The 26,756-nt window shown below is 72.2% G+C and carries 25 protein-coding genes and 1 riboswitch; of the genes, 13 read left to right on the top strand and 12 right to left on the bottom strand.

Annotation, left to right across the window (positions count from 1 at the left end; all coding sequences use genetic code 11):
* Window positions 1-268: 268 nt before the first annotated feature.
* From ACIQTO_RS30610 to ACIQTO_RS30600, 3 genes are read right to left on the bottom strand one after another with little or no spacing between them, the layout of a single operon-like run.
* Window positions 269-1,345 (bottom strand): threonine aldolase family protein, encoded by a 1,077-nt coding sequence (locus ACIQTO_RS30610; protein ID WP_402394762.1) that lies wholly within the window; start codon window positions 1,343-1,345, stop codon window positions 269-271.
* Window positions 1,342-2,088 carry an SDR family NAD(P)-dependent oxidoreductase gene (locus tag ACIQTO_RS30605; protein ID WP_402394759.1) on the bottom strand — a complete coding sequence of 249 codons (747 nt, stop codon included), beginning with the start codon at window positions 2,086-2,088 and terminating at the stop codon, window positions 1,342-1,344. Before ACIQTO_RS30605 ends, ACIQTO_RS30610 begins: the two co-directional genes overlap by 4 nt.
* Window positions 2,085-3,485: a DUF6421 family protein gene (locus ACIQTO_RS30600; protein WP_402394756.1), complete on the bottom strand. Its 1,401-nt coding sequence runs from the start codon at window positions 3,483-3,485 to the stop codon at window positions 2,085-2,087. Before ACIQTO_RS30600 ends, ACIQTO_RS30605 begins: the two co-directional genes overlap by 4 nt.
* A 122-nt stretch (window positions 3,486-3,607) precedes the next feature.
* Between ACIQTO_RS30600 and ACIQTO_RS30595 the strand changes: the two genes are divergently transcribed.
* The 6 genes from ACIQTO_RS30595 (at window position 3,608) to ACIQTO_RS30570 (ending at window position 8,418) form a co-directional block, all read left to right on the top strand.
* Entirely contained in the window at window positions 3,608-3,763 is a 156-nt protein-coding gene (locus ACIQTO_RS30595) for a putative leader peptide (RefSeq protein WP_402394754.1), read from the top strand.
* 172 nt (window positions 3,764-3,935) lie between these two features.
* On the top strand, window positions 3,936-4,808 hold the full coding sequence (locus tag ACIQTO_RS30590; protein WP_402394751.1) for an ABC transporter substrate-binding protein: 873 nt from the start codon (window positions 3,936-3,938) through the stop codon (window positions 4,806-4,808).
* A gap of 11 nt (window positions 4,809-4,819) precedes the next feature.
* Window positions 4,820-5,752, top strand: coding sequence for an amino acid ABC transporter permease (locus ACIQTO_RS30585; protein WP_402394784.1), 933 nt, complete (start codon window positions 4,820-4,822; stop codon window positions 5,750-5,752).
* Complete coding sequence (locus ACIQTO_RS30580) at window positions 5,749-6,507, top strand: amino acid ABC transporter ATP-binding protein (RefSeq protein ID WP_402394747.1); 759 nt, start codon at window positions 5,749-5,751, stop codon at window positions 6,505-6,507. The genes ACIQTO_RS30585 and ACIQTO_RS30580 overlap by 4 nt, the downstream gene beginning before the upstream one ends.
* Window positions 6,508-6,774: 267 nt before the next feature.
* Complete coding sequence (locus ACIQTO_RS30575; RefSeq protein ID WP_402394744.1) at window positions 6,775-7,338, top strand: DUF5134 domain-containing protein; 564 nt, start codon at window positions 6,775-6,777, stop codon at window positions 7,336-7,338.
* Between the two features lie 132 nt (window positions 7,339-7,470).
* Complete coding sequence (locus ACIQTO_RS30570) at window positions 7,471-8,418, top strand: M56 family metallopeptidase (protein WP_402394742.1); 948 nt, start codon at window positions 7,471-7,473, stop codon at window positions 8,416-8,418.
* Window positions 8,419-8,455: 37 nt separating this feature from the next.
* On the opposite strand, the gene ACIQTO_RS30565 is transcribed toward ACIQTO_RS30570, so the two are convergent.
* Window positions 8,456-8,893 (bottom strand): MarR family winged helix-turn-helix transcriptional regulator, encoded by a 438-nt coding sequence (locus ACIQTO_RS30565; protein ID WP_402394740.1) that lies wholly within the window; start codon window positions 8,891-8,893, stop codon window positions 8,456-8,458.
* Window positions 8,894-8,980: 87 nt separating this feature from the next.
* Here ACIQTO_RS30565 and ACIQTO_RS30560 point away from each other — a divergent pair, with 87 nt between their 5' ends.
* A complete protein-coding gene (locus tag ACIQTO_RS30560; protein ID WP_402394738.1) occupies window positions 8,981-10,495 on the top strand; it encodes an MFS transporter in 1,515 nt (504 codons plus the stop codon).
* A gap of 227 nt (window positions 10,496-10,722) precedes the next feature.
* Window positions 10,723-11,328 carry a TetR/AcrR family transcriptional regulator gene (locus ACIQTO_RS30555; RefSeq protein ID WP_402394735.1) on the top strand — a complete coding sequence of 202 codons (606 nt, stop codon included), beginning with the start codon at window positions 10,723-10,725 and terminating at the stop codon, window positions 11,326-11,328.
* A gap of 43 nt (window positions 11,329-11,371) precedes the next feature.
* Here the strand turns inward: ACIQTO_RS30555 and ACIQTO_RS30550 are convergent, their stop codons facing one another.
* The gene (locus ACIQTO_RS30550; RefSeq protein WP_402394732.1) at window positions 11,372-12,238 is read right to left on the bottom strand and encodes a helix-turn-helix domain-containing protein; all 867 of its coding nucleotides are present in this window, start codon (window positions 12,236-12,238) and stop codon (window positions 11,372-11,374) included.
* Between the two features lie 415 nt (window positions 12,239-12,653).
* Here ACIQTO_RS30550 and ACIQTO_RS30545 point away from each other — a divergent pair, with 415 nt between their 5' ends.
* Entirely contained in the window at window positions 12,654-13,175 is a 522-nt protein-coding gene (locus ACIQTO_RS30545; protein WP_402394730.1) for an ATP-binding protein, read from the top strand.
* 339 nt (window positions 13,176-13,514) lie between these two features.
* Here the strand turns inward: ACIQTO_RS30545 and ACIQTO_RS30540 are convergent, their stop codons facing one another.
* Window positions 13,515-13,760: a DUF397 domain-containing protein gene (locus ACIQTO_RS30540; RefSeq protein ID WP_329490764.1), complete on the bottom strand. Its 246-nt coding sequence runs from the start codon at window positions 13,758-13,760 to the stop codon at window positions 13,515-13,517.
* 514 nt (window positions 13,761-14,274) lie between these two features.
* On the opposite strand from ACIQTO_RS30540, the gene ACIQTO_RS30535 reads away from it, so the two are divergent.
* Window positions 14,275-15,183: a hypothetical protein gene (locus tag ACIQTO_RS30535; RefSeq protein ID WP_402394727.1), complete on the top strand. Its 909-nt coding sequence runs from the start codon at window positions 14,275-14,277 to the stop codon at window positions 15,181-15,183.
* Between the two features lie 114 nt (window positions 15,184-15,297).
* Here the strand turns inward: ACIQTO_RS30535 and ACIQTO_RS30530 are convergent, their stop codons facing one another.
* A complete protein-coding gene (locus ACIQTO_RS30530) occupies window positions 15,298-17,457 on the bottom strand; it encodes a hypothetical protein (RefSeq protein WP_402394724.1) in 2,160 nt (719 codons plus the stop codon).
* A 392-nt stretch (window positions 17,458-17,849) separates the two neighbouring features.
* A riboswitch (cyclic di-AMP (ydaO/yuaA leader) is annotated at window positions 17,850-18,010 on the top strand.
* Between ACIQTO_RS30530 and ACIQTO_RS30525 the strand changes: the two genes are divergently transcribed.
* The gene (locus tag ACIQTO_RS30525; RefSeq protein WP_402394722.1) at window positions 17,997-19,316 is read left to right on the top strand and encodes a transglycosylase family protein; all 1,320 of its coding nucleotides are present in this window, start codon (window positions 17,997-17,999) and stop codon (window positions 19,314-19,316) included. Its footprint overlaps the riboswitch before it by 14 nt.
* Before the next feature lie 163 nt (window positions 19,317-19,479).
* Window positions 19,480-19,680, top strand: a complete 201-nt coding sequence (locus ACIQTO_RS30520; RefSeq protein WP_402394719.1) for a hypothetical protein — start codon at window positions 19,480-19,482, stop codon at window positions 19,678-19,680.
* Window positions 19,681-19,739: 59 nt separating this feature from the next.
* On the opposite strand, the gene ACIQTO_RS30515 is transcribed toward ACIQTO_RS30520, so the two are convergent.
* The 5 genes from ACIQTO_RS30515 to ACIQTO_RS30495 all read right to left on the bottom strand — a co-directional run bounded on the left by ACIQTO_RS30515 (window position 19,740) and on the right by ACIQTO_RS30495 (window position 25,857).
* Window positions 19,740-20,759, bottom strand: coding sequence for a LacI family DNA-binding transcriptional regulator (locus tag ACIQTO_RS30515; RefSeq protein ID WP_402394717.1), 1,020 nt, complete (start codon window positions 20,757-20,759; stop codon window positions 19,740-19,742).
* Window positions 20,760-20,784: 25 nt separating this feature from the next.
* Window positions 20,785-22,485 (bottom strand): glycoside hydrolase family 13 protein, encoded by a 1,701-nt coding sequence (locus tag ACIQTO_RS30510; RefSeq protein WP_402394714.1) that lies wholly within the window; start codon window positions 22,483-22,485, stop codon window positions 20,785-20,787.
* A 33-nt stretch (window positions 22,486-22,518) separates the two neighbouring features.
* Window positions 22,519-23,424, bottom strand: coding sequence for a sugar ABC transporter permease (locus ACIQTO_RS30505; protein WP_402394712.1), 906 nt, complete (start codon window positions 23,422-23,424; stop codon window positions 22,519-22,521).
* A 43-nt stretch (window positions 23,425-23,467) separates the two neighbouring features.
* Window positions 23,468-24,472, bottom strand: coding sequence for a carbohydrate ABC transporter permease (locus ACIQTO_RS30500; protein ID WP_402394709.1), 1,005 nt, complete (start codon window positions 24,470-24,472; stop codon window positions 23,468-23,470).
* A gap of 107 nt (window positions 24,473-24,579) precedes the next feature.
* Window positions 24,580-25,857 (bottom strand): extracellular solute-binding protein, encoded by a 1,278-nt coding sequence (locus tag ACIQTO_RS30495; RefSeq protein ID WP_402394706.1) that lies wholly within the window; start codon window positions 25,855-25,857, stop codon window positions 24,580-24,582.
* Window positions 25,858-26,165: 308 nt separating this feature from the next.
* Between ACIQTO_RS30495 and ACIQTO_RS30490 the strand changes: the two genes are divergently transcribed.
* Window positions 26,166-26,672, top strand: coding sequence for a GNAT family N-acetyltransferase (locus ACIQTO_RS30490; RefSeq protein ID WP_402394704.1), 507 nt, complete (start codon window positions 26,166-26,168; stop codon window positions 26,670-26,672).
* Window positions 26,673-26,756 lie beyond the last annotated feature (84 nt).

Genomic DNA, 26,756 nt, shown 5'->3' with positions numbered 1-26,756 from the left:
GGCGTTGACTTTTGGCACGCTGTTGAGTTCTCAAGGAACGGACACTTCCTTCGGACCGCCTTCCAGCGGGCCCTCCGGGCGCTTCGTTCTTTCGTATTTGAAGCTTATCAGACGTTTTCCACCCCGTTTTCCGGAGTTTCATTCAGCCGACTCGCATTCCGCCGCCCCTCTCGGTGCGACTCCGGAACTGTACGGGGGCCGGCCCGCCACATGCAAATCGTCCCGCCCTGCTGTCGCAGGACGGGACGATCCACGGTCACCGGTGCCGTCAGGCGCGGCCCATCTCCTCGGCGATGGCGGCCGCGAAGGCGTCGATGTCGGCCTCGGTGGTGTCGTACGAACACATCCAGCGGACCTCGCCGGTGTGCTCGTTCCAGAAGTAGAAGCGGTAACGCTTCTGCAGTCGCTCGCTGACCTCACGCGGGAGAATCGCGAAGACCGCGTTGGCCTGGACCGGGCGGACCACGGTCACGCCCTCGATCCCGCGGACGGCCGTCTCCAGCCGGCTGGCCATGGCGTTGGCGTGGCCGGCGTTGCGCAGATAGAGGTCACCCGCGAGCAGCGCCTCGAACTGGACCGACACGAAGCGCATCTTCGACGCGAGCTGCATCGAGGTCTTGCGCAGGTACTTGATGTTCCGGACCCGCTCGGGGTTCAGGACCACCACGACCTCGCCGAAGAGCAGCCCGTTCTTCGTCCCGCCGTAGGAGAGCACGTCCACGCCGACGTCCGTGGTGAAGGCGCGCAGCGGCACACCGAGCGAGGCGGCGGCGTTGGCGAGGCGGGAGCCGTCCACGTGCACCAGCATGCCGAGCTGGTGGGCGTGGTCCGCGAGGGCCCGGATCTCCTCCACCGTGTAGAGGGTGCCGAGCTCGGTGCTCTGGGTGATCGAGACCGCCAGCGGCTGCGCGCGGTGCTCGTCGCCGAAGCCCCAGGCCTGCTGGTCGAGCAGCTCGGGGGTGAGCTTGCCGTCGGGGGTGGGGACGGTGAGCAGCTTGATGCCGCCCATCTTCTCCGGCGCGCCGCCCTCGTCCACGTTGATGTGGGCGGTCTCGGCCGCGACCACGGCGCCCCAGCGCGGGAGCAGCGCCTGGAGGGCGACCACGTTGGCGCCGGTCCCGTTGAAGACGGGGTACGCCTCGGCCTTCTCGCCGAAGTGGCGGCGGAAGACGTCCTGCAGGTGGGCGGTGTAGTCGTCCTCGCCGTAGGCGACCTGGTGGCCGCCGTTGGCGAGCGCTATCGCGGCGAGGACCTCGGGGTGCACGCCGGCGTAGTTGTCGCTGGCGAAGCCGCGGACGGCGGGGTCGTGCCGCCGTACCGCGTCGGTCGAGGTCGCTTCGGTCATCGGGCTGTCAGCCACAGGTGCTGTCCGTTCAGTTCTGCTGCGGGGCGGTCCCAGAGGCCCGCGAGGGCGGTGGCGAGGTCGGCGGTGTCCGTGTAACCGGTGAACTTCGCGTCCGGCTTCTCAGCCCGCATCTCGGGGCTGAGCAGTGCCTTGATCACCAGGATCGCAGCCGCGGCGGTGGGCTCGCCGTCCGTGGCGGTGGTCTCCTTCTTGAAGGAGTCCGCCAGGGCGAGCGTCCAGGCCTCGGTGGCGGCCTTGGCGGCCGCGTAGGCGGCGCCGCCGGCGGTCGGCTTGTGGGCGGCCGCGGCGGAGATCATCGCGTACCGGCCGGACCGGCTGCGGACCAGCGCGGGCTGGAAGGCCAGCGAGGTGTGCTGGAGCGTGCGCACCACGGTGTCGTGCAGGAAGTCCCAGTCGTCGATCCGGGTGTCGAAGAACTTCTTGCTCCCGCGCCAGCCGCCGACCAGGTGCAGCAGGCCGTCGACGTGGCCGTGCTCGGCCTCCAGGTGGTCGGCCCAGTCGTGGACCTCCTGCGGGTCGAGCAGGTCGATGACCTGGCCGCTGATCCGCGCGCCGGGGACGGCCGCGCGCACGGTGTCGAGGGCCTTCTCCAGCCGCTGCGGGTCGATGTCGGCGCCGATCACGGTGGCACCGTCGGCCGCGAGGCGGCGCAGCACGGCCTGGCCGGCCGGGCCGCTGGCTCCGGCGACGGCGATGACCTTGCCTTCGAGGTGGGTGTTCACGCGGCGACCTCCTGGATCCCGGCGCCGGTGATGCCGGTGGTGGCGGCGATGACGCCGCCGAGCTTCTTGGCGAGGGCCTCGTAGAACATGCTCAGCGGGAACTCGTCCGGATGGACCGCGTCGCACAGGGCCTTGTTGAGCGCCTTGCCGTCGACGGTGTCCAGCGGCAGCGCGTCGGGACCCTTGGCCCAGGTGGAGGCCGGGTGCGGGGTCAGGTAGCGGGAGACCAGCTGGTAGGCGGCGATCCAGTGCGCCGTCTTCGGGCGGTCGATGCCGTCGCGGTACAGGGTCTCGATCTCGCCGCAGAGCGCGTTGGTGACGTCGGCGACGCGGTCCCAGTCGATGCTCAGGCGGTTGTCGCGCCAGCGCAGCGCGTCGTGCTTGTGCAGGTAGGCGAAGAGCAGCTGGCCGCCCATGCCGTCGTAGTTGCGCACGCGGTCACCGCTGACCGGGAAGCGGAACATCCGGTCGAAGAGGATGGCGTACTGGACGTCGCGGCCCTGGGGGTACCCCTCGGCCTGCAGCTTCACGGCCTCCTTGAAGGCGGTGAGGTCGCAGCGGAGCTCCTCCAGGCCGTACATCCAGAACGGGCTGCGCTGCTTGATCATGAAGGGGTCGAACGGCAGGTCGCCGTGGCTGTGGGTGCGGTCGTGGACGAGGTCCCACAGGACGAAGGTCTGCTGGGCACGCTCCTGGTCCTCCAGCAGGCCCTCGGCGTCGGCCGGGATCTCCAGGCCGAGCTGGCGGACGGCGCTGGTGGTGACGGCGCGGAAGCGGGCGGCCTCGCGGTCGCAGAAGATGCCGCCCCAGGTGAAACGGTCCGGCGCCTTGCGCACGGCCACGGTCTCGGGGAACAGGACGGCGGAGTTGGTGTCGTAGCCGGCCGTGAAGTCGGTGAAGGTGATCGGCACGAACATCGGGTTGTCGAAGCGGGTGCGCTCCAGCTCGGCCAGCCAGTCGGGCCAGACCACGCGCAGCAGGACGGCTTCCAGGTTGCGGTTCGGGTTGCCGTTCTGGGTGTACATCGCGAAGACGACCAGGTGCTCCAGACCGTCCTCGCGCTGGTCGGCGGGCTGGAAGGCGAGCAGCGAGTCCAGGAAGTCGGGCTCCCGGTAGCCGGTGTCGGCCCACTTGGCCAGGTCCGTGTCGACGGCGGCGAGGTAGGCGGCGTCGTGCGGGAAGAGCGGGGCGAGCTCCGCGATCGCACCGCGCACCGTGGCGACCAGCGGGTCGACCGTGTGCCGCTGGACGGCGGACAGGTCGATCGAGCCGTCCTTGGACTGCAGCGGGCGCAGGGCCTCGACCGCGTCCTTCAGACGGAGCCAGGCCGGGTGGCCGGCGTGGCTCCGGGCCGGGGCGTCGGCCGCCGCAGCGAGCCTTGGCGAAAGATTCTGCATCGTGGACTCACTTCGACAGGAGGTATTTCAACAGGACCACCATAAGTACGACAGGTTCTCCTGTTCAAGGGGGGGCCTACCGTGAATCCTCCCGAAGCGGGTGGCGACACCCGGTGTCCGGTATGTGGACGGGTCCCCGGATGTTCTGGACAGGCGCACCGTGGGGATGCGAACCTCCCGCCATGCTCCCGGCGGTGATCCTGGTGGCGCGACGCCACATCGACCTGCTCCGGGTGTCTTCCTGCTGTTGCGCGCGCGGTCTCTGCCGCTGTCGCTGATCCGGCTCGGGGGCGCCGCGGACGCGGCCCCGTACGCCGACCATGCCGCCTGTGTTCCGGCGCCGCCACCGGGGGAAGTGACCCGCCGGGGTGCGTCCGGGCCCGGGGCCCGGCCCGCACCCCGTGCCCTCCACTCCCCGCACCTTCCGGTCCCTCTCCCAGGAGCCCTGTCATGACCTCCCTCCGCAAGCCGTTCGCCGCCCTGCTGGTCGCCGCCGCCGCGCTGACCGCATGCGCCCCGCAGGACTCCGCGTCCGACGCGGGCACCGCCGCGAGTGCCTCGGGGGCGGCCGGCGGCTGCGCGCCGGGCGCGGCGGCCACCCGTACCGCGGGGACGCTGACGGTCGGCACCGACAAGCCCGCGTACGACCCCTGGTTCACGGAGGACAAGCCGGAGAACGGCAAGGGCTTCGAGTCGGCGGTGGCGTACGCGGTGGCCGAGAGGCTCGGCTACCCGAAGGAGAAGGTGACCTGGGTGGTCGCGCCGTTCGGCAAGGCGACCACCCCCGGCGCCAAGGACTTCGACTTCGACATCAACCAGGTGTCGATCAGTGAGGAACGCAAGCAGGCGGTCGACTTCTCCTCCGGCTACTACGACGTGCGGCAGGCGGTGATCGCGCTGAAGAGCTCCAAGGCGGCCGGGGCCAGGAGCATCGCCGACCTGAAGGGCGCCAAGCTGGGCGCGCAGGTCGGCACCACCAGCCTGGACGTCGTCACCAACACCATCCGGCCGACCGCGCAGCCGGCCGTCTTCGACTCCAACGACCTGGCGAAGGCCGCGCTGAGGAACGGCCAGATCGACGCGCTGGTGGTCGACCTCCCGACGGCCTTCTACATCACCGGCGCCGAGGTGACGGACGCCCAGGTGGTCGGGCAGTTCGAGGGGGCCACGCAGGGCGAGCAGTTCGGGCTGGTGCTGGACAAGGGCTCCGAGCTCACCGGCTGCGTCACGCGGGCGGTGGACGCCCTGCGGGCCGACGGCACGCTGGCGACGCTGGAGAAGCAGTGGCTCTCCGACGCCGTCTCCGCCCCCGTCCTGAAGTGAGCGAGGCCCCGATGAGCGCCGAGGCCGGCGCCGGCCTGCGCAAGGACGGCGGCACACCCGGGGACGGGGACGGGAGTCGGGACGGTGGCCGGGACGACGGCTACCGCCCGTCCGCGCGGCGGCTGGCGCACGAGGCCTACCGGCGCGGCCGCGGCCGCCGCGCCGCGCTGATCGCCGGGACGTCGACCCTGGCGACGGCGGTGGCGCTCTACCTGCTGGTGGTGAACTCCCCCGGCTGGGAGGCCACCCGGAAGGCCTTCTTCAACGCCGAGTACGCCCGCCGGGCGCTGCCGGAGGTGCTCAAGGGCCTGCGGATCAACCTGGAGCTGATGCTCGGCTGCGGGGTGCTGATCCTGGTGTTCGGCCTGCTGCTGGCGGTGCTCCGGACGCTGCGCGGGCCGGTGTTCCTGCCGGTGCGGCTGCTGGCCACGGCGTACGTGGACTTCTTCCTCGGGCTGCCGATGATCATCTGCCTGCTGGTCATGATCACCGGCGTGCCGGCACTGCGGCTGACCGGGGTGACCACGGATCCGATGCTGCTCGGCGGCGCCGCGCTGGTGCTGACGTACTCCGCGTACGTCTCCGAGGTCTTCCGGGCCGGCATCGACTCGGTGCACCCGAGCCAGCGGGCGGCCGCCCGTTCGCTGGGGCTGAGCAACGCGCAGGCGATGCGGTACGTGGTGCTGCCGCAGGCCGTCCGCCGGGTGGTGCCGCCGCTGCTGAACAATCTGGTCAGCCTGCAGAAGGACACCGGCCTGGTCTCGATCGGCGGCGCGATCGACGCGGTGTACGCGGCGAAGATCATCGCCAGCCGGTCGTTCAACTACACCCCGTACGTGGTGGCCGGACTGGTGTTCATCGTGCTGACCGTCCCGCTCACCCGGTTCACCGACTGGCTGACCCGCCGGATGAACCGCCGTCAGCACCAGGGAGGTGCGGTGTGACGACCAACCCGGTCCTGCGACTGGAGTCGGTGCGCAAGAGCTTCGGCTCCCAGCTGGTGCTGCGCGACGTGGACCTCGCCGTACCGGAGCACTCCGTGACGGCGCTGATCGGCGCGTCCGGCTCCGGCAAGTCCACCCTGATGCGGTGTGCCAACCTGCTGGAGCGGATCGACGACGGCGCGATCTTCCTGGACGGCGAGGAGATCACCGATCCGCGCACCGACGAGGACGCCGTCCGGCGCCGGATCGGCGTGGTGTTCCAGGCGTACAACCTGTTCCCGCACATGACGGTGCTGGAGAACGTCACGCTGGCGCCGCGCCGGGTGCACGGCCGGCCCCGGGCCGAGGCCGAGGCCGGCGCGCTGGAGCTGCTGGACCGGCTCGGGCTGGCGGCCAAGGCCAGGGAGTACCCGGACCGGCTCTCCGGCGGGCAGCAACAACGGGTCGCCATCGTCCGCGCGCTGGCCACCGGACCCCGGCTGCTGCTGCTCGACGAGATCACCGCCGCGCTCGACCCGGTGCTGGTCGGCGAGGTGCTCGCGGTGGTGCGGGACCTCAAGGAGCAGGGCATGACGATGGTGGTCTCCACCCATGAGATGGGCTTCGCCCGCGAGGTGGCGGACCAGGTGTGCTTCCTGGAGGACGGGGTGGTGCTCGAACAGGGCCCGCCGGAGCAGGTGTTCGGCGATCCGCGGCACGCCCGGACCAGGCACTTCCTGAGCCGGGTCGTCGCCTCCGGACGGCTGGCCGGGTGACGCGGCTCGACCGGCAGGCAGCGGCTCGACCGGTGGGCCGGCCCGGTGAGGCGGCTCGGTGAGGCGGATCGGCCGGTGAGGCGGCGGACCGTCGTCCGAATGACTGGCATCACTCGAACGGCGTAGCGCCACCCGGGTGACGGGAGTGCTCTCCGAGGCTTCACTACGGCGGGCACTCCCGTGCGCCCCCGTTCGCGCCCTGCTGCGCGCGGCCCCGATCGGTGATCGTGGACAGTACGCCCGTCCTCGCTCTCCGGGAGGCCGCCGTTGCACGGTCCAGTGCTGGTCAGCTGGCTGCTGGCCGCCCTCACCGCCACGTCCGGCGCCTACTGTCTCAGCCGCCTGGGCCGCACGCCGTGCGCGGCGGACACCGGGGCGGGCCGCCTGCACGCCTACGAGTCGGACGCCGCCGAGGCGTTGATGGGGCTCGGGATGGCGGCGATGGCCGTCACCGGAGCCGCCGTCCCGGCCGCGCTCTGGGCCTGGCTGTTCGGACTGCCGGCGCTGGCGTTCCTGCTGGCCGCCGCGCACGGCCGGACCGGACGGGCCCACCGGCTGCACCACGCGATCGGCGGGCTGGCGATGACGTACATGGCGCTCATGATGGCCGCCGCGCCCGCACACGGCCACCATCACGGCGCGAGCGCGGGCGCGCCGCTGCTGACCGGCGCGCTGCTGCTCTACTTCGGCGGCTACACGCTCTGGGCCGGCACCCACCTGCTGGCCGTGCCGGGCGGCCAGGTGACCCGCAGCCCCCGCACCGCCGGGCTGCCCCGGGCCTGCCGACTGGCGATGGGCGTCGGCATGTTCGCCATGCTCCTGACGATGTGAGGCCGGTCCGCGAAGGGCCGCGCGTGGCGTTGGTCACTGGGTGGCCGAAAGCCGTTCCACCGGACGCCGTCAGCGCTTAGGTTGGCGGGGAGCGCGCTGTCGCGTTCCGTGCGTACTCGGGGAGCCCATGCCATGACGGCCCTGCTCGGCCTGCTGCTGCTCGGACTGCTGCTCTCGACCGTGGCGCCCCGGCTGCTGGCCCGGGCCCGCTGGGCCGAGCGCGAACCCGTGCTGGCCCTGCTGGTCTGGCAGTGCCTGGTGGTCGCGGTCCTGCTGTGCTGCGCGCTGGGCCTGGTGCTGGCCGCCTCGGCCGCGCTGCCCGCCCTGCGGGCGGTGCTCTTCACCGGCGCGCCGCACGGCGTCGAGGCCGCGTACGCGCTCCAGGAGGCCGAGGGCTGGGGGCGGCTCTGCGCCGCGATCCTGGCGGCCGGCGGCGTGCAGACCGTGCTGGCGCTGACCCGCGAGGTCCGTTCGGCGAAGGCCCTGCGCAATCGACGGCACGCCCAACTGGCGAGCCGGGCGCCCGAGTTGCCCGAGTCCATCGAGGCCCTGCGGCGGCGCCGGGAACGGCTGGTGGTGCTGGAGAACGTTCGCCCGGAGGCCTGGTCGCTGCCTGGTCACCACTCCCGACTGGTGGTCACCACCGGGGCCCTCCAGCAGCTGACCGACCGGGAGTTGGCGGCTGTCCTGAGCCACGAGCGCGGACACGTCCGGGCCCGGCACCACTGGCTGTCGCAGTGCTCGCAGGCCCTCGCCTCGGGCTTCCCCGGGGTCGGGGTGTTCAGCGCCTTCCGGGACCAGGTGGGCGAGCTGGTGGAGCTGGCGGCGGACGACCGGGCGGCACGCCGGCACGGGCGGCACACCACCGCCGTGGCACTGGCCGAACTGAACCTGGACCGCGGGGTGTTCGGCTCCTGCCCACCCGGGCTGGCGCAGTCCCCGAAGCGGGTGGACCGGCTGCTGGCCGGGCGGCCCCGACTGCCCGTGACGCACCGGCTGCGGCTCACCCTGGCGGCGCTCGCCGCACCCGCCGCCGCCGTCCTGCTGGCCGCCGCACCGGGGCTGTCGACCCTGATCTGAGCCGGCACCCGCGGCCCGGCCGGCCACCGGCGGTCCGTCAGTCCACCCGGCACTGCCCCGTCGAGCTCCCGGCGGCGGAGCCGAGCGTCCGGGCGAGCACCTCGCGGTGCAGGGGGCGGGCCTCGGCGTAGCGCCGGCAGCCGGCCTCGGTGAGCGCCACCTGGATGCCGCGCCGGTCGTTGGGGCACATCGCGCGCGTCACCAGCCCGGCCTTCTCCAGCCGGCCGATCAGCCGGGAGAGCGCGCTCTGGCTCAGATGGACGGTGTCGGCCAGCTCCTGGACCCGCAGCTGGTGACCGGCGGCGCTGTCGCGCTCCTCGACGAGGCGCTCCAGCACCTCGAACTCGCTCACACCCAGGTCGTACTTCTCACCCAGCTCGCGATCGAGCGCGCAGGTCGTCACGGCATGGCGGGCCAGCAGGTCGCGCCATTCGGCGACCAGACCGGCCTCCGCCGCAGAGTCGAGTTCAGCCACCCGGCCACCGTACCACATGCACAGGCAACTTATGTGTTCGCATTTAATTCACTTGCATTGAATGCACGTGCATGTAGTGTCCACCCCATGACCACCGCGACCATCACCGCAACCGACGACCCATCAGCCGGCGGGCCGAGCTGGACCCCGCGCCTCTGGGGCACCCTGATCGTGCTCTGTGCCGCGATGTTCCTGGACGCCCTGGACGTCTCCATGGTCGGCGTCGCCCTCCCGTCCATCGGCTCCGAGCTCCACCTCTCCACCTCCGCGCTGCAGTGGGTGGTCTCCGGCTACGTCCTCGGCTACGGCGGCCTGCTGCTGCTCGGCGGGCGCGCCGCCGACCTGCTCGGCCGCCGCCGGGTCTTCCTGGTCGCCCTCGGCGTGTTCGCGGGCGCCTCGCTGCTCGGCGGTCTGGTCGACGACGGCGGCCTGCTGATCGCCGCCCGCTTCCTCAAGGGCGTCAGCGCGGCCTTCACCGCGCCCGCCGGCCTGTCGATCATCACCACCACGTTCGCCGAGGGCCCGGCCCGCAACCGGGCCCTGTCGATCTACACCACCTGCGGCGCCAGCGGCTTCTCGCTCGGCCTGGTACTCAGCGGGCTGCTCACCTCGGTCGGCTGGCGCTGGACCTTCCTGATGCCCGTCCCGGTCGCCCTGCTGGCCCTGCTCTTCGCGATCCGGCTGCTCCCCCGCTCCACCGAGGAGCGGGCGAAGGGCGGCTACGACGTCCTCGGCGCGATCACCGGCACGCTCACCGTGCTGCTGCTGGTGTTCACCGTCACCGAGGCGCAGGGCGCCGGCTGGCTGAGCCCGCGCACCCTCGGCTCGCTCGCCGTGGTCACCGCCCTGGCCGCCGCGTTCCTCGTGATCGAGAGCCGCACCGCGCACCCGCTGGTCCGGCTCGGTATCTTCCGCAACGGCTCGGTCGCCCGGGCCAACGTGATCGCCTTCACCATGACCGGCGCCTACGGCGGCTTCCAGTTCGTGGTCACGCTCTACCTGCAGCACCTGCTCGGCTGGTCGGCCCTGCAGATGGCGCTCGGACTGCTCCCGGCCGGTGCCTTCATCGCGCTGTCGGCCCCGTTCATGGGCCCGATCGTGGACCGCTTCGGGACCGGCCGGCTGCTGCCGATCGGCCTGCTCTCGCTGGCCGCCGCGTTCGCGCTGTTCCTGCGGCTGGACGAGCACAGCTCGTACCTCGCCCTGGTGCTGCCCTCGATGATCCTGCTGGGCGTCGGCTTCGCCCTGGCCTTCCCCTCGGTGAACATCGCCGCCACCGACGGCGTGGCCGACGAGGAGCAGGGCCTGGCCTCCGGGCTGGTCAACACCGCGATCCAGGTCGGGACGGCCGTGGTGCTCGCCGGGGCCACCGCGATGATCACCGCGGGCAGCGGCGGCGGGGACAGCGCACGGGCCCAGCTGGACGGCTACCGCCCGGCTCTGGTCCTGGTCACCGCGATCGCGGTGCTGGGCTTCCTGATCGCCACCGTGGGCGCCGTGCTCGACCGGCGGAAGAAGGCAACTCCGGTGTCCGTCCCGGACTATGATGATCTGTCCGTCGACCTGGCCGACCGGCGGGACGAGGTCCTGACCAAGAGCTGACCCACCCGGGCCGCCCCGGACCCCGCCCCTCGTCATCGGGAGCGCGCCGGCTCCACCAAACCCCCGTGTCGGTGGAGCCGGCGCCTCCGTACGAGCCGATCGCCGCAGGCCCGCCGAAGTGCCGGGTCCACGGATCGGCCGCTCGCGCCGCCAGTATATTGGCCAGGAGCCAACGAACGTACGGAGCAGACACGATGGCACCTCGCGGGGATTCGGTCAATGAGGAGATGCGTCAACGCTCCCGTCGGCGCATCATGCGCGCCACCGTCGAACTCGTCGACGAACACGGCTACGCGGGCACCACGCTGACCGACATCGCCGAGCGGGCCGGCCTCGCCCGCGGCCTGCTCTCGTACTACTTCGACGGCAAACGGCTGCTGATGCAGTCGGCGACCCACCGGATGATGCACCAGGCGCTGTCCACCGCCCTGGACGGGATGCGGCCCGGCTCCTCGCCGGAGGCCCGGCTGGCCCGCGCGATCGACACCGTGCTGGGACTCGCGATGGACCACCCCCGGGTGATGCGCTCGCACCTGGCCCTGATCCTGGACCCGGACACCGGCGCGTTCGTCCAGGACCCGGAACAGCGCCGGCTCGGCGCGATCCTCCAGGGACTGCTGCGGGACTGGGGCGCGCCCGACCCGCTCGCCGAGCACGCGGTGCTGCGCAGCGCGCTGATGGGCGGCTGCATCGGGGTCCTGCTGCCGGGCGCCGAGCTGCCGCTGGCACTGATCCGGGCCGATCTGTTCGGCCGCTACGGCCTGGACTGGCGCCTGGGCCTCCCGCCGCAGCCCCTGCCGCCGGAGCGCGAACGGCCGCCGGCCCGCGGCTGAACGCGGTGGCCGGCGGCCGTTCGGTGCGGCGGTCGGACCGGGGTCAGCGCTCCTTCAGGATCGACCCCAGCAGGTCGATGGTGCGCTCGGGCGTCAGACTGTCGACGCAGAGCCGCTCCATGACCTGGATGTACGCGTCGACGTCGTCGCGCTTGTCGAGGTAGAGCGCGCTGGTGAGCTGCTCCAGGTAGACCACGTCGGCGAGGTCCTGCTCGGGGAAGCGCAGGATGGTGAACGCGCCGGACTCCCCGGCATGCGCGCCGAAGCGGAACGGCATCACCTGGATCACCACGTTGGCCTGCTCGGCGATGTCGATCAGGTACTGCACCTGACCGCGCATCACCTTGGGGCCGCCGACCGGCCGACGCAGCGCCGCCTCGTCGATGACGGCCCAGAGCCGGGGGCTGCTGCCCTCGGTCAGCAGCTTCTGGCGGCGCAGCCGGAGGCTGACCCGCCGCTCGACCTCGTCCTCGCTGATCACCGGGCGACTCTGGCCGAAAACCGCCCGCGCGTACTCCTCGGACTGCAGCAGGCCGGGGATGAACTGGACCTCGTAGGTGCGGATCAGTGCGGCGGCCTCCTCCAGGCCGACATAGGTCTGGAACCAGCCCGGCAGCACATCGTTGAAGCTGTGCCACCAGCCGGACTTGTTGGCCTCGCGGACCAGGCCGAGCAGTGCCTCGCGCTCGCCGCCGTCGTCCACTCCGTACAGGCTGAGCAGGTCGGCGACGTCGCGCTCCTTGAAGCTGACGCGGCCGAGTTCCATGCGGCTGATCTTGGACTCGGAGGCGCGGATCGCGTAGCCCGCGTCCTCTCGGGTGATGCCGCGCGCCTCGCGGAGCCGGCGCAGCTGGGAGCCGAGGAGGATCCGGCGGACCATCGAGCCGCCGCCCGGCTGAACTGTGGTCATGCGGTCGAAACCTCCACCTAGGGCAAACAGCGCACAGTCTGCCATCAGTTGAGCGCTCACGGTGCCGATACTGACGGATGTTCCTATCAGTTCTGCACTCCACACACCAGGATGCACGTGCATCCGGCGCTTGCATATGCCATTTGAACGACTGCACGTGAATCGACTCTTGCATCTGCAGTGAGCGCAGAGGACCATGGTGCACGTGCACCTGCACATCCCTGGCAATCCCGCGGGCTCCGCGTCGACCCCACGCGCGACTCCGCGCACCAGCCCGGCAGCGCCGTCGCGCCACCGGGCGTTCGTGTGCGCGCGCGCCTGGTCGAGGACGGCCGCGCGGCCTAGCGAGTCGGAGGTGACCGGCATGACCCCGGCGGGTCCAGCCGTGTCCGCCCCCTTATGGGAGGAGCTCTTCATGAGCACCGGTACGGCCTTGGCAGTCGATCCCCATGTGGTCACCTGTACGCTCGCCCCTCGCTACGAAGCCGTCAGAACCGCGCGCGACTTCGCCAGGACCGCTCTTCAGCGCTGGGGACTGAGCGAGCTGTTCGACGACGTCGCGCTGGTGGCCTCGGAACTGGTGACCAACGCGCTGCGGCACGCGATCGGCGCGTACCCCGGTGCGGCGGGCAACGCGCTCGACGACTACGACTTTCCCACGCAGGCGGGGCCCGAGGGGCGGCTGCCGATCCGAATAAGCCTGGTGCACCGCGCACCGCAGGTGGTCTGCGCGGTCAGCGACCCCAGCAGCACCGGCCCGGTCGCCCGGGAGGCGGACTTCGTCGCCGAGTCGGGCCGCGGGCTGCACCTGGTGGACTCCTTCAGCCGCTCCTGGGGCTGGCACCCGCTGGGCGGCGGCAAGGTGGTCTGGGCCCTGTTCGAGGCGGAGGCGGCCGCGCTTCCGGAACTCGGCGGACGGCATCGTCGCTCGGCCTAGCCGTGGCCCGCGGCTCCGGGGAGGACCACACCGCTCCCGGCCCGCAGCCCCGCGCACCCCTCGCCACGGTCACCCGGCAGCCGCTGCCGCGGTGCTCCGGCCGGCGGCCCGCGCCGCTCCGGCAGCCCGCGCACCCGACGCCGGTCACCCGACCGACGGCCGTCCGGCCCACGGCCATCCCGGCGACGGCTCCCGGGGAGACAGCCGTTCCGGCGGCATCCGGGCCGCGCCCACCGCGGGGCGGACGGCCGGAGAAGGCACCGGAGAAGACAAAGGCCGTCGTGGTGTCAGCACCCACGACGGCCCCCCGATGGTGAAGAGGACGACCGGTCGGACCGCTCAGACCGCCAGGTGGTCGAACTCCCCGTCCTTGGCACCCAGCAGCAGCGCCGCGATCTCGGCCCGGGTGTAGATCAGTGCCGGGCCGTCCGGGAAGCGTGAGTTGCGCATCGCGACGTCGCCCCCCGGGAGGGCGGCGAACTCGACGCAGTTGCCCTGAGAGTTGCTGTGCAGACTCTTCTGCCAGACCACGTCCTTGAGGTCCGCGGCCGCCATCCCGTTGTACGTGTCGTACCTGTCGTGCATAGAAATCTCCCGAAGAGCTCCGGAGTGGTCGTCCAGCTCGGCGCCGCGGCACTCGGCCGAACGACTGGACCGGCCCCGTACCGGCCCGGCACAACGCCTCACTTGACGTGATGATAGCTCCAGTGCACGTGCATCAGCACGGGACGTTGCAGGTGCACGGGCCTTTCGTCGAGATATCGGAACTCTTCACCGCCCCGACACCTGAGGGAACGTAAGCGGACATTCCGGAGTAAATCGGGAGGTCTCCGATAACCGCCCGTAGGCAGCCGCCCGCTGAATGTTGATCTTCGAACGCCCGCAGTCGCGTCGCCGTGACACTCCGTCAGGCCGTCCGCATGCTGTGAGACATCTCACGCGTCACCGCCGCAACGCAACGCACCTCCTGTCACGTCTCAGGGAGAAGTGGTAGCCACACAGGGATTGGTCACGGTATGTCCGATTTTCGGGCAGCCCGCCCCTCCCGGTACGGCAGCCGACTGCAGGCTTGGCCGGCCGATGTCCTACGATCTCCGCCATGAGCACCGCAGCCATCCCGGGCGCGCCACTGCCCGTCCGCACCCCAGGCTCCCGTGCGCGGGGGCGCCACCGCCGCCCCGAGCGCCCCGAGATCCCGACCGGCTCCCCGGCCCTGGTGCTCGCGGTGCCCGCGACCGCCGGGCCGGAGTCCCGTTCCGTCGTCGAGGAACTGCTCTCGATCGTACGCAGCGAGCAGAACGGCGTGCAGACCGCGGCCGGCTACCTCACCGGCGTCGCGGGCGAGAGCGCGCCCGGCAGTGACGAGTACACCGTCGCCGAGCTGCTGGCGCACGCCGCCGAGGCGGGCCTGCCCGCTCCGGTCGTGGTGCCGCTGGTCCCCGGCCCGCACGACTTCCTGACCGAACTGCACGCGCTGGCCGCCGAGTACGGCGCCCACGTCACCGATGTCCTGGGCCCGCACCCGCTGCTCGCCGAGGCCGTCCACGTCCGCCTCTCCGAGGCCGGGCTGGCCCGGGCCGACCGCGCCCGGCTGTTCGCCATCGCGACGGCCGCGGACGGCGTGGTCCTCACCACGGTCGGTGGCGAGGAGGCCGCCGCGGCGGCCGGGATCACCGGTGTGCTGCTGGCCGCCCGGCTCGCGGTGCCGGTCGTCGCCGCCGCGCTCGACGTGCCCGGCTCGGTGGCCGCCGCCGTCGCGCACCTCAAGGAGACCGGCTCCCAGCGCCCGGCGCTGGCCCCGCTGGTGATCGGCCCGGAGGCGGACTCCGAGCTGCTCGCCACCGCCGCCGAGGAGACCGGCTGCCCGAGCGCCGCGCCGCTCGGCGCCTACCCGACGGTGGGCCAGCTGATCGCCTCCACCTACCTGGCGGTGCTGCCGGCCGTCGCACCCGAGGTGTACGCCGAGCAGGCCGCCGCCCGGGAGGCCGGGGAGGCCCCCGCCGAGTAGCGGACCGCGAACGCCGAAGGGCCCGGAGCGCACCCGCTCCGGGCCCTCGACGTGTCGGCCTTTCCGGGTGGGACGCCGCCCGGAAAGGCCCCCGCCCGCCGGGGAGCGCCCGCCTCAGGGACGCCCGCCCACCCGGCCGGTGGCCACCGCGGCGTCCCTCAGCCGCAGCGCCGGCAGCTGCACCGGCCGGGACTGCGCGGCGAACGTCGCCACCGGCACACCGGTCGCGTTCCACCGCGGCTGCCCGGCGCCCCCGCCGTCCGCCTTGCGCACCTGGAGCACCTCGCTCTGCCCCGCCCGGCGCAGCAGGATGTTCGCGGGCGGCGCGGACTCCGGATCGATCCAGAGCTCGTTGCCGCCGAACTCGCAGTCCAGCACGAGGATGTCGTCCGGTGTGCCGTCGGGGGTGGCGCGGAACGCGATCCCGGCCCTGCGGTGGCCGGTGATCCGGCTGCGGCTGAAGGTGACGGTCACCCCGGCGAGTTCGTGCCGGGCGGTGGAGACGCCGAAGTCACTCTGCCCGGCGGCGTCGATCAGCAGCCCGTCGAAGAGCGTCCCCCGGTCCCGCCCGAGCGCGTGCAGCGCCACTCCCCCGGCGCCGTTGCCGTACAGCACGCTCGCGGTGTAGTCGAAGTCGTTGAGGTACGCGCCGTGCTCGATGCCCCACCCGCCGTTGTGGTAGGCCGCGAACTCGGTGACCACGTGGTGCTGCCGGGCGTTCAGCCAGACGAAGATGCCGTTCCGCAGGTTGTTGTGGGCCAGGCAGCGCTCGAAGGTCCAGACCCCCTCACTGTTCTCCGGCCACTCGAAGCCGGAGGCGCCGTCGGCCCCCTGGACGCCGACCGCCACGCAGTCCAGTGCCTTGCCGCCGGTGCCGGCACCGAGGTTGAAGCCGGCCAGCCGGTAGGCGCGCGGGTTGGGCTCCAGCAGCGTGCGGGAGGCGACGCAGGAGTCGTAGACGATGTCGTCGGACGGCTGCTGCGGGGTACGCGTGTCCGGCGGGCCGTCCCACCAGTAGGCGTCCTCCCAGGTGTCGTGGCTGATGCAGCCGCGGAAGGTGATGCCGTGGCTGGCGTGCGGGACGAAGGCGTGGCTCCCCGCGTCACGGACCACGACGCCCTCGACGACGGTGCCCCGGGTGGTGTCGCCGAGCATGTGGAAGTGCAGCCCGTAGCGGCCGAGCACCGGGGCGGTGACCGGCACGCTGCCGTCCGCGCCCTTCCAGGACTCCTCGGTGTCGGCGCGCGGGCCGACCCAGCGCAGCGCCGCGTGCCGCAGGTCGGCCCGGCGGCTGCTGGTGAGGTGGACGTGGGCGCGCCCCCCGGCGGTCCCCTCGACCCGCACGCTGCGGGTCAGGTTGAGTACCTCGGCGCCGACCGTGACGTCTCCTCCGGCGCCCACCCGGGGGTGCGGGTGCTTGAGCGGCGCCTCCAGGGTGACGGTGGATCCGCTGACGGACCGGACGACGGCCAGGTCGTAGCGGGCCGAGAAGCCGTCCTCGTCCGGCGGGCCGGTCGGGGTGACGGCCAGTTCGTCGCCGGGCAGCCAACCGGTGGGCGGCGCGGCCAGGCTGACGGTGGTGTCGCCGGCGGCGAGGGCCCGGTCCGCGCGCACCCAGGCGGTCTTGGCGGCGCCGTCCAGCCGCAGGTACCCGGCGCCGGTGACCCAGAGGCCGACGTCGGTGTCGACCACCTTCATGCCGTCACCCCGGAACCGCCGCTCGTCGACGGCGGGGAACCGCACGGTGTGCACGGCGGCGCCGTCGGGGGCGAGCGCGAGGGTGCCGCGGATCTCGACGTTGCCGGCCGCGGCCAGGGTGAGGCTGCGGTCGGCGGCGAAGGTGAGCGCGCCTCCGGACTCCACCAGCAGCGACCCGACAGTGGCGTCGGTGTCGAGCAGCACCCGGTCGGTGATCCGGACGGCGCTCTGCGGGCCGGGCGCCCGGCCGCCCCAGCCGGCCGGATCGGACCAGCGGCGGCCGCCCTGGTCGGGCGTGGGCGCGGGGCCGGGTGCGGCGGCGGGCGGCCCGGACGTGACGGTGCCCCCGGGGGTGCCCGCCGACGCGGCGTCGGGGCCCGCACCGGGCGTCCCCGGGGGCGAGGGAGGCGACGGAGCGTCGTGCAGGTGCCCGGCGGGCGGGCCGTCCGCCGCCGGGGCCGGGGCGGGGCCCTGGACGGCGGCCACGGGCTCGGCGCCGCCGTCCAGGGAGCGCCGCAGCGCCTCCTCGCCGCCGACCGCCGCGAACACCGTGCCGACGGCGAGCCAGCGCAGCATCGTCCGACGACGTACGGGAGTTCGGGGCTCTATGGGTGGGATGTCCGCTCTGCGGTGTTTTGCCCGGCGGTGCGCTCCACGTGCCCGCGTGGCCGGCCGACCGGCCCGCGGGTCCTCGTCCATGGCCATCGTTGCGTAGCCCTCCCCCCGGACGGCCGCGTCGGTCCTGACGTCCTGAAGCATAGGCAGTTGCCGTGACTCCGACGGGCGTTGCCCGAAATCGGTCATTTCTGATCATGGTGGACAGCCATTCACCACCCGTTTCACAAACCGTGACGAGCGTCACACATGTTTGCGGTTTGAACTTAAGTCTGCTTAACGTGCTCCCCGTTCGTGGCCACACGGACCCAGCCCACCCGCAACGCCGAGTCCTGCCGTCGGGTGCGCTGGCAGCGCAGAACGCACCACGGCAGGAGCGGGGGAACCACAGGTAAGTCGCCCGGGACCGGTCCGCGAACCGGTTCAGGGCTAGGGGTGAAGCCGCGTCCACAGCGCGGCCGGGCAACTCCAGCCCGAATCCGACAGCTCACCTCGCAGGCGTGGGAGAGGACCACGTCTTCATGCTGCCCACCAACGGCACCCGACTGTCCGGCCGCACCCGCCGCGCGATCGCCACCCTCGGCGTCGTCGGCATCGGCCTCACCGTCCCCTGCCTCACCTCCGGCACCGCCTCCGCCGCCTCGGTCGCCACCTGGGACAAGGTCGCCCAGTGCGAGAGCACCGGCAACTGGAGCATCAACACCGGCAACGGCTTCTACGGCGGCCTCCAGTTCACCAGCAGCACCTGGGCGGCGTTCGGCGGCACGGCCTACGCCGCCCGCGCCGACCTCGCCACCAAGGACCAGCAGATCGCGATCGCCGAGAAGGTGCTCGCCTCGCAGGGCCCCGGCGCCTGGCCGGTCTGCTCCGTCCAGGCCGGTCTCACCAAGGGCGGCACCCCGGCCGCCGTCGACACCGCCACCGCCACCAAGCCGGCCGCCCCGAAGGCCACCCCGGCCCCGGCGCAGACCCAGGCCCCCGCCGCCAAGCCGGCCGCGCCCGCGGCCGCCCCGAAGGCCACCCCGGCCCCGGCCGCCGGCGACTCCGCCCAGCAGTCGCAGGGCGGTCAGAACTGGCAGCAGTACCACCGCCAGGCCGCCGGTCAGGACGCCGGGACCAAGGCCGACGACTACACCGTGGTCGCGGGCGACTGGCTCTCCTCGATCGCCGACAAGAACAACATCCAGGGCGGCTGGGAGCGGCTGTACGACCTCAACCGCGGCTCCCTCACCGCCGGCCCGCACGTCATCTACCCGGGCCAGCACCTGAGCCTGGGCGACCGTGCCAAGGCGCAGGCCTCCGACGGATCCGGCCAGGGCTTCGACTGGTTCGACCGCTCCACGGGCAAGACCGGCCAGGCCGCCGGCTCCACCACGACCGCCGTCGAGCCGGCCGCGCAGACCGGGGCCAAGGCACCGGCCGCCCAGGCGCCGGCCGAGGCCCCGGCCCAGGCCGCCACCGGCAGCATGGCCGCCGCGGTCTCCTTCGCCCAGTCGAAGGTCGGCCAGGCCTACGTCTACGGGGGCACCGGCAACGGCGGCTGGGACTGCTCGGGCCTGACCCAGGCCGCGCTGCGCGCCGCGGGCATCTCCGTCCCGCGGGTCGCCGCCGACCAGGCCGCCGCCAGCACCCACGTCTCGCTGGACGCCCTCAAGCCGGGCGACCTGCTGTTCTGGTCCAACAACGGCCAGGACTCGGGCGTCTACCACGTCGCGATCTACATCGGCGACGGCACGTACGTCGAGGCCGCCAACCCGAGCTCGGGCGTGCGGACCCAGACCGTCGCCAACTGGGCCCCGGACTTCGCCGGCCGGGTCTGATCCCTCGCGCGCGGCCGCCCCGGCCCGCGCGAACCCGCCGAGGCCCCCGGGGAGAGTCTGGTCGCTCCTCCCCGGGGGCCTCGGCGCGCCCGTCCGCGGGCCGGGCCTGGTCGAACCGCGGTCCGACGGGCATGCTGCTGCTCCGCACCCGAGGAGGAGTCACATGGCCCAGGTCACCGTCACGCTCGACGCCAACCTCGCGATCGACGCGATGATGCTCTCCGGCACCAAGAACCCGCAGGACGCCGTCGAGGTGATCCTGCTCGACTACCTGGCCCGGGCACGGCGCACCGAGAGCCGTACCGGCGAAGCCGCCGACGGGCGGCGGGCCGCCCAACAGCGCCCGACCGCGCAGGAGGGCTGAGGACGGACGGCGAGGGGCCCCGGAGAGCGGATCGCTCTCCGGGGCCCCGTGATGTCGGCTCAGCGGGCGCGGGCGCCCGTGGAACCGCGCATCACCAGCTCCGGCTGGAACATGAACTCGCCGCGCTGGGCGGCGTTCGCGCCCACCTCCTCCAGCAGCGCGTCGACGGCCGCGGTGGCCATCGCCTCGACCGGCTGGCGGATGGTGGTCAGCGGCGGTTCGGTGAAAGCTATCAGCGGCGAGTCGTCGAACCCGACCACCGAGACGTCCTGCGGGACGGACAGGCCCCGCCGGCGCACCGCGCGGATCGCGCCGAGCGCCATCATGTCGCTGCCGCAGACGATCGCCGTACAGCCCTTGTCCAGCAGCGCGCCGGCCGCCGCGTGCCCGCCCTCCACGCTGAACAGCGTGTGGTGGACGAGCTCCTGGGCCTGCTCCTCGGTCCGGCCGAGCACCTCGCGCATGGCCGCCGTGAAGCCCTCGATCTTGCGCAGCACCGGGACGTACCGCTTCTGCCCGACCGCGAGACCGATCCGCTCGTGGCCGAGTTCGGCCAGGTGCTGGACGGCCATCCACATCGCGGCCCGGTCGTCCGGCGAGATGAACGGCGCGTCGATCTTCTCGCTGAAGCCGTTGATCAGCACGAACGGCACCTGCCGGCCGGTCAGCCGGGCGTACCGGTCGTGGTCGGCGGTGGTGTCGGCGTGCAGGCCGGAGACGAAGACGATGCCCGCCACGCCCCGGTCGACCAGCATCTCCACCAGTTCGTCCTCGGTGGAGCCGCCGGGCGTCTGGGTGCAGAGCACCGGCGTGTAGCCGTGCCGGCTCAGCACCTGCTCGATCACCTGGGCCAGCGCCGGGAAGATCGGGTTGCTCAGTTCCGGGGTGATCAGCCCGATCAGTCCCGCACTGCGCTGGCGCAGCCTGGTCGGCCGCTCGTAGCCGAGCACGTCCAGCGCCGCCAGCACGATCTGCCGGGTGGCGGCGGAGACGTTCGCCTTGCCGTTGAGTACGCGGGAGACGGTGGCTTCGCTGACCCCCGCCTGCGCCGCGATGTCTGAGAGTCGCGCCGTAGTCACGGTCCCAGAGCCTATTGCAACCACGTCAGACCGCCCACCAGTCGGTGCTGTCCGGAGCGAGCACCGTCTCGCCGCCGTCCACCGAGGCGTCCGCGGAGGAGAGCAGCAGCCGGCCGGGCGCGGCTATCCGCACCGGCTCGGCGGTGGCGTTCACCGTGCAGACGAAGGAGCCGCGGCGGAAGACCAGGGTGCCCTCGGGGCCGTCCAGCCACTCGACCCCGGTGCCGGCGTCCGGCCCGAGCCGCTCCCGGCGGACGGCCAGCGCGCTGCGGTACAGCTCCAGGGTCGACGTCGGGTCGCCGGTCTGCGCCTCGACGCTGAGCCCGGCCCACTCGGCGGGCTGCGGCAGCCAGCTGGGGCCGCCGGCGGTCGGGCCGAAGCCGTACGGGGCCTCGGTGCCGGACCACGGGATCGGCACCCGGCAGCCGTCGCGGTAGCCGTCCTGGCCGGCCTTGCGGAAGAAGGACGGGTCCTGGCGGACCTCGTCGGGCAGGTCGGTGACGTCCGGCAGGCCGAGCTCCTCGCCCTGGTAGAGGTACGCGGAGCCGGGCAGCGCGAGCATCAGCAGGGTGGCGGCGCGGGCCCGGCGCAGGCCGAGTCCGCGGTCGCCGGGGGTGCGGATCTGGGTGCCCAGGCCCGGCGGGTTGGCGAAGCGGGTGGCGTGCCGGGTGACGTCGTGGTTCGACAGCACCCAGGTGGCGGGGGCGTCGACCGGGCGCATCGAGTCGAGCGAGAGGTCGATCACCGCGCGCAGCTCGGCGGCGTCCCAGGAGGTGCCCAGGTACTGGAAGTTGAAGGCCTGGTGCAGTTCGTCGGGGCGGACGTAGTTGGCGGTGCGCTCGACGGTCGGGGTCCACGCCTCGGCGACGCCGATCCGCTGGCCCGGGTACTCGTCGAGGATCTTCCGCCAGCTGCGGTAGATCTCGTGCACGCCGTCCTGGTCGAAGAACGGCATGACGTCGTTGCCGAGCAGCTTGAGCTGGTCGCCGCCGCCGATGTCGGGCAGGCCGGGGGCCTTGACCAGGCCGTGGGCGACGTCGATCCGGAAGCCGTCGACGCCCATGTCCAGCCAGAACCGCAGGATCGAGCGGAACTCGTCGGCGACGGCCCGGTTCTCCCAGTTGAAGTCGGGCTGCTCGGGGGCGAACAGGTGCAGGTACCAGTCACCGGGGGTGCCGTCCGGGTTCGCGGTCCGGGTCCAGGCCGGGCCACCGAAGATGGACTCCCAGTCGTTGGGCGGCAGTTCGCCGTTCTCGCCCTGGCCGGGGCGGAAGTGGTAGCGCTCGCGCAGCGGGGACGCGGGACCCTCGCGCAGAGCGCGCTGGAACCACTCGTGCCGGTCGGAGGAGTGGTTGGGGACGAGGTCCACGATGATCCGCAGGCCCAGCCCGTGCGCGTCGCGGATCAGCGCGTCGGCGTCCAGCAGGGTGCCGAACATCGGGTCCACCGCACGGTAGTCGGCCACGTCGTAGCCGGCGTCCGCCTGCGGGGAGGCGTAGAACGGCGAGAGCCAGACGGCGTCCACACCGAGGTCGCGCAGGTAGGGCAGGCGGCTGCGGATGCCCGGCAGGTCACCCATGCCGTCACCGTTGGCGTCGGCGAAACTGCGCGGGTACACCTGGTAGATGACCGCATCCCGCCACCAGCCTCTGGACGCGCCGGTGCTTGCCTCGTGGGCGGTGGCGTCGGCGGCGGGCCGGGAGGTGTCGGCCAGGTTCTGGGTCATGGACGGTATCCCTTGGGACTAGAGAGCGGCAGGTCAGGACTTGGAGGCACCGGCGGTCAGGCCGGTGACCAGGTGACGCTGCACCAGGTAGAAGAGGACCGAGGACGGGATCGCGATCAGGACCGCGGTCGCCGCCATCAGGTTCCACTGGGCGTCGTGCTCGCTGACGAAGGTCTGCAGGCCGACGGCCAGGGTGTACTTGTCGGAGCTGAGCATGAAGGTGGAGGCGAAGGCCACCTCGGCCCAGGCGGTCAGGAAGGAGTAGAACGCGGCCACCGCCAGGCCCGGCCGGGCGAGCGGCAGGACCAGCCGCCAGAAGGTGCCGATCGGGGTGAGCCCGTCGACCCGGCCGGCCTCGTCGATCTCCACCGGGATGGTGTCGAAGTAGCCCTTCAGCAGCCAGGCGCAGTACGGCACGGTGGTGGTCGAGTAGACCAGGATCAGGCCGAGGTAGCTGTCCAGCAGACCGAGTCGGGAGAGGATCGTGTACATCGGCACGATCAGGACCGCGATCGGGAACATCTGCGTGACCAGCAGCGACCACATCAGCGGCTTGTGCCCGGGGAAGCGCATCCGGGAGACGGCGTAGCCGGTGGTGGCGGCGATCAGCACGCCGAACACCGTGGTCACGCCGGAGACCAGGAACGCGTTGCCGAACCAGGTGAAGAAGTCGGTGTCGAACAGCACCGTGTGGTAGTTCGACAGCGTCATCTTGTCGATGATCTCGCCGGGGTGGAGGTAGTCGGTCTTGTCCGGGCCGAGCGAGACGTAGAGGATCCAGACCACCGGGAACAGCGCGATCAGGCTGGCCAGGATCAGGGCGCCGTGGGCCAGCGCCTTGCCGAGCGGCCCGGACTCGCCGCGGCGACGGACCTTGGCCGGCTTGGCGGCCGCCACCGGGGCGGCGAGGACGGTGGGGCGTTCGGTGGTGGTGCTCATCGGGGGTACCTGCCTTCGTGGGTTGCTTGGTTACCGGGCGGCGTCAGCCGTTGGCCCGCTCGTTGCGGGCGAGCCAGCGCCGGTAGAAGGAGGTGAAGACGATGAGGATCGACAGCAGGATCACGCCGTACGCGGCGGACTGCGCGTAGTCCCGGGGCTGCTGGCCGAAGCCGAGCCGGTAGGCCCAGGTGACCAGCAGCTGGGCGTCGGGCGCGCCGTTGGCCCCGAACAGCAGGAAGATGACGGCGAACTGGTTGAACGTCCAGATCACCCCGAGCAGCACCACGGTCGAGGAGACGGTGCGCAGCCCGGGCAGGGTGACGTGGCGGAACCGCTGCCAGGCGGTGGCGCCGTCCATCTCGGCGGCCTCGTACAGCTCGGCCGGGATCGACTGCAGACCACCGAGCAGCGAGATCATCATGAACGGCACGCCGACCCAGGTGTTGACCAGGATCGCGGCCGCCTTCTGCGCCAGCGGGTCGTCCAGCCAGCCGGGTTCGGGCAGGTGCAGGGCGGAGAGCAGGCCGTTGACGGCGCCGCCGTCGGCGAGCATCAGGCGCCAGGAGAAGACGGTGACGAAGGTCGGCACGGCCCAGGGCAGGATGAGCAGCATCCGGTAGACCGCACGGCCGCGCAGCTTCTGGTTGAGCAGCAGGGCGAGGCCGAGGCCGATGGTGTAGTGCAGGCAGACGCAGAGCGCCGTCCAGGCGATGGTCCAGACGAAGTGCGACCAGAAGCGGTCGTACGAGCCCGGACCCCAGAGGATGTCGGCGTAGTTGTCGAAGCCGACGAAGTGGTAGCTGGCCGGGATCTCGTTGACGCCGATCGTGCGGGCGGAGTTGAGGCTGTTGGCGTCGGTGAGGGTGAGCCAGATCCCCTCGGCGAGCGGGTAGAGCACCAGCCCGCCCAGCACCAGGACGACCGGCGCGATCATCGCGTAGGCGTACCAGTGCTTGGCGTACGAGCGCTTGAGCCGCTCCATCAGGCCCGGACGCGGATCGCGCTCCCGGCTGCCCTGGCCGGTGGCGCCCTGCACGGCGACTGACATTGTTCGACACCTTCTCGGAGGAGGTCCGCCGCCTCGCTTCGGCGACTGCTGCTACGGGTCTGGCCGTCCGGCCCGCCGGGTGGCGGCGGGCCGGACGGCCGGGTGGACTACTTGGCGAAGCCCGGGAGGAGCTTGGCGTAGTCGGTGGCGACGGTGTTCAGGCCGTCCTGGGTGCCGGTGCCCTGGACCACCTTGCCGAGGTTGGTGCCGAGCGAGGCGAACAGCGAGCTGTACTCCGGCAGTTCGGGGCGCGGCTTGGCGCTGGTGAGCACGGCCTGGAAGCCGGCGATGCCGGGGTCGGCCTTGACCTCGGGGGTGAAGGCGTCGGCGCGGGTCGGCAGGGTGGAGTTCTTCTGCGCGATGAAGGCCTGGCTCTCGGCCGAGGTCATGAAGGCGGCGAACTTCTCGGCGGCGGCCTTGTGGGCCTTGTCGGCGCCCGCGTAGACGGAGATGTTGTGGCCGCCGGTGGGGGCACCGGCCTTGCCGCTGGAGCCGGCCGGGACGGGGGCGATGCCGAGGTTGGTCTTGTCGGCGAACGCGGAGCCCTTGTAGATGTTGGTGATCTCCCAGGGGCCCTGGATGATCGCCGCGACCTTGCCGCTGTTGAAGGCGTCCATCATGTGCGCGTAGGCGTCGGTGGTGACGTCGGCCTTGGCGGTGCCCGGCGCGGTGAACAGCGACTTGTAGGTCTCGATGCCCTTGACGGCCTCGGGCGAGGCGATGGTGATCTTCTTGCCGGCGGCGTCGACGGTGTCGGTGCCCTCGCCGAACAGGAACGGCATCGCGTAGTAGCCGTCGGCGGCCTTCAGCCAGAAGCCGTCCACGCCGGCCTTCTCCTTGACGGCGGCGGCGGCGGTCTTCAGCTCGTCCCAGGTCGTCGGCGCGGCGGTGATGCCGGCCTTGGTGAAGAGCTCCTTGTTGTAGAGCAGGCCCAGGGTGTCGGTGACCAGCGGGATGCCGTAGATCTTGCCCTCGTACTTGGCCTGCTGGATCAGGGTGGGCTGGAAGGCCGCGGAGTCGGTGGCGGCCGGGGTGCCGTCGAGCGGCTCCAGGTAGCCGGCCTTCGCGAAGGCGGCGGTCCAGCCGACCTCGGAGCGGAACACGTCCGGAGCGCCCTTGGCCCCCATGGCGGTCTGGAGCTTGTTCTGCGCCTGGTCGAACGGCACGTTGACGAAGTCGACCTTGACGTTCGGGTTGGCGGCCTCGAACTTCTTGGTGAGCTCCTGGTAGTTCGGCGCCTCGTTGGTCGCGTTCGACGTGTCCCAGTAGGTGAGGGTGACCGGCCCGTCGGCCTTGCCGTCCGAGCTGGAGCCGCTGCTGCCACAGGCAGCCATCGAGACCGCGAGGGCCACAACGAGGGCAGAGGCCGCGATGCCACGCCGCATGAGAACTCCTTGGGAGGGTGGGGGTGCCCGAGATGTTGCGAGACAGGCGCATAATGGCTGCCTCGTGCCGACCGCACCGTTGCTGCCGTCGGGCTCGGGAAGGAAGTTAACAGCGGCGCAATCATCACCGAAAGACCTTGCAGCAAGTTTCTGCAAGAATCGCCGATCGTTACGCCCACGTGTCCTGGACGTGGCCGCACGGTAGTTGACAGTGGACGACCCTGCAGCACTTTGTCCGATTCGCCCCACTGTTTGACCGGACGGAAAATACGCTGGGTTGCGGCAAGCCCTTGCAGCAGACTGGGCGGATGCTGATCAGAACCGCCACGAGAGACGAACTTCCCCTGCTGTGCGCACTCGAACGGGCCGCCGGGGCGCCGTTCGCCGCCATCGGGATGCCGGAGATCGCCGAGGACGAGCCGCCCGCCCCGGCGGAGCTCGCGCACTACCTGGACGAGGGCGTCGCGCTGGTCGCGCTGGACACCGCGGGTACGCCCGTCGCCTACCTGCTGGCCGAACCGGTGGACGGCGCGCTGCACATCGAACAGGTCTCCGTGTACCCCGGCCACGCCCGCCGGGGCATCGGGCGGGCACTGATCGAGCACCTGGCGGCGGCCACCGACGCGCCCGCGCTGACCCTCACCACGTTCACCGACGTGCCGTGGAACGCCCCTTACTACGCCCGCTGCGGCTTCCGGCCGCTCGCCGACGGCGAGGTCACCCCCGGCCTGCGGGAGATCCGCCGCCGGGAGGCCGAGCACGGCCTGGACCGCTGGCCCCGGCTCTGCATGCGCCGGGACCTCCCGGCCCGCTGACGGCCCGGCCCGGCCCGCTCACCGGATGGACCGGGCCCGACCAGGACCGCCGTGACACCGGTCGGCCCCGCGCCGGCCGGTCCG

This window comes from Kitasatospora sp. NPDC091207, from assembly GCF_044768625.1.
GTDB lineage: Bacteria > Actinomycetota > Actinomycetes > Streptomycetales > Streptomycetaceae > Kitasatospora.
The sequence above is the reverse complement of the archived record's forward strand: the minus strand, read 5'-3'. Positions and strand labels throughout refer to the sequence as shown.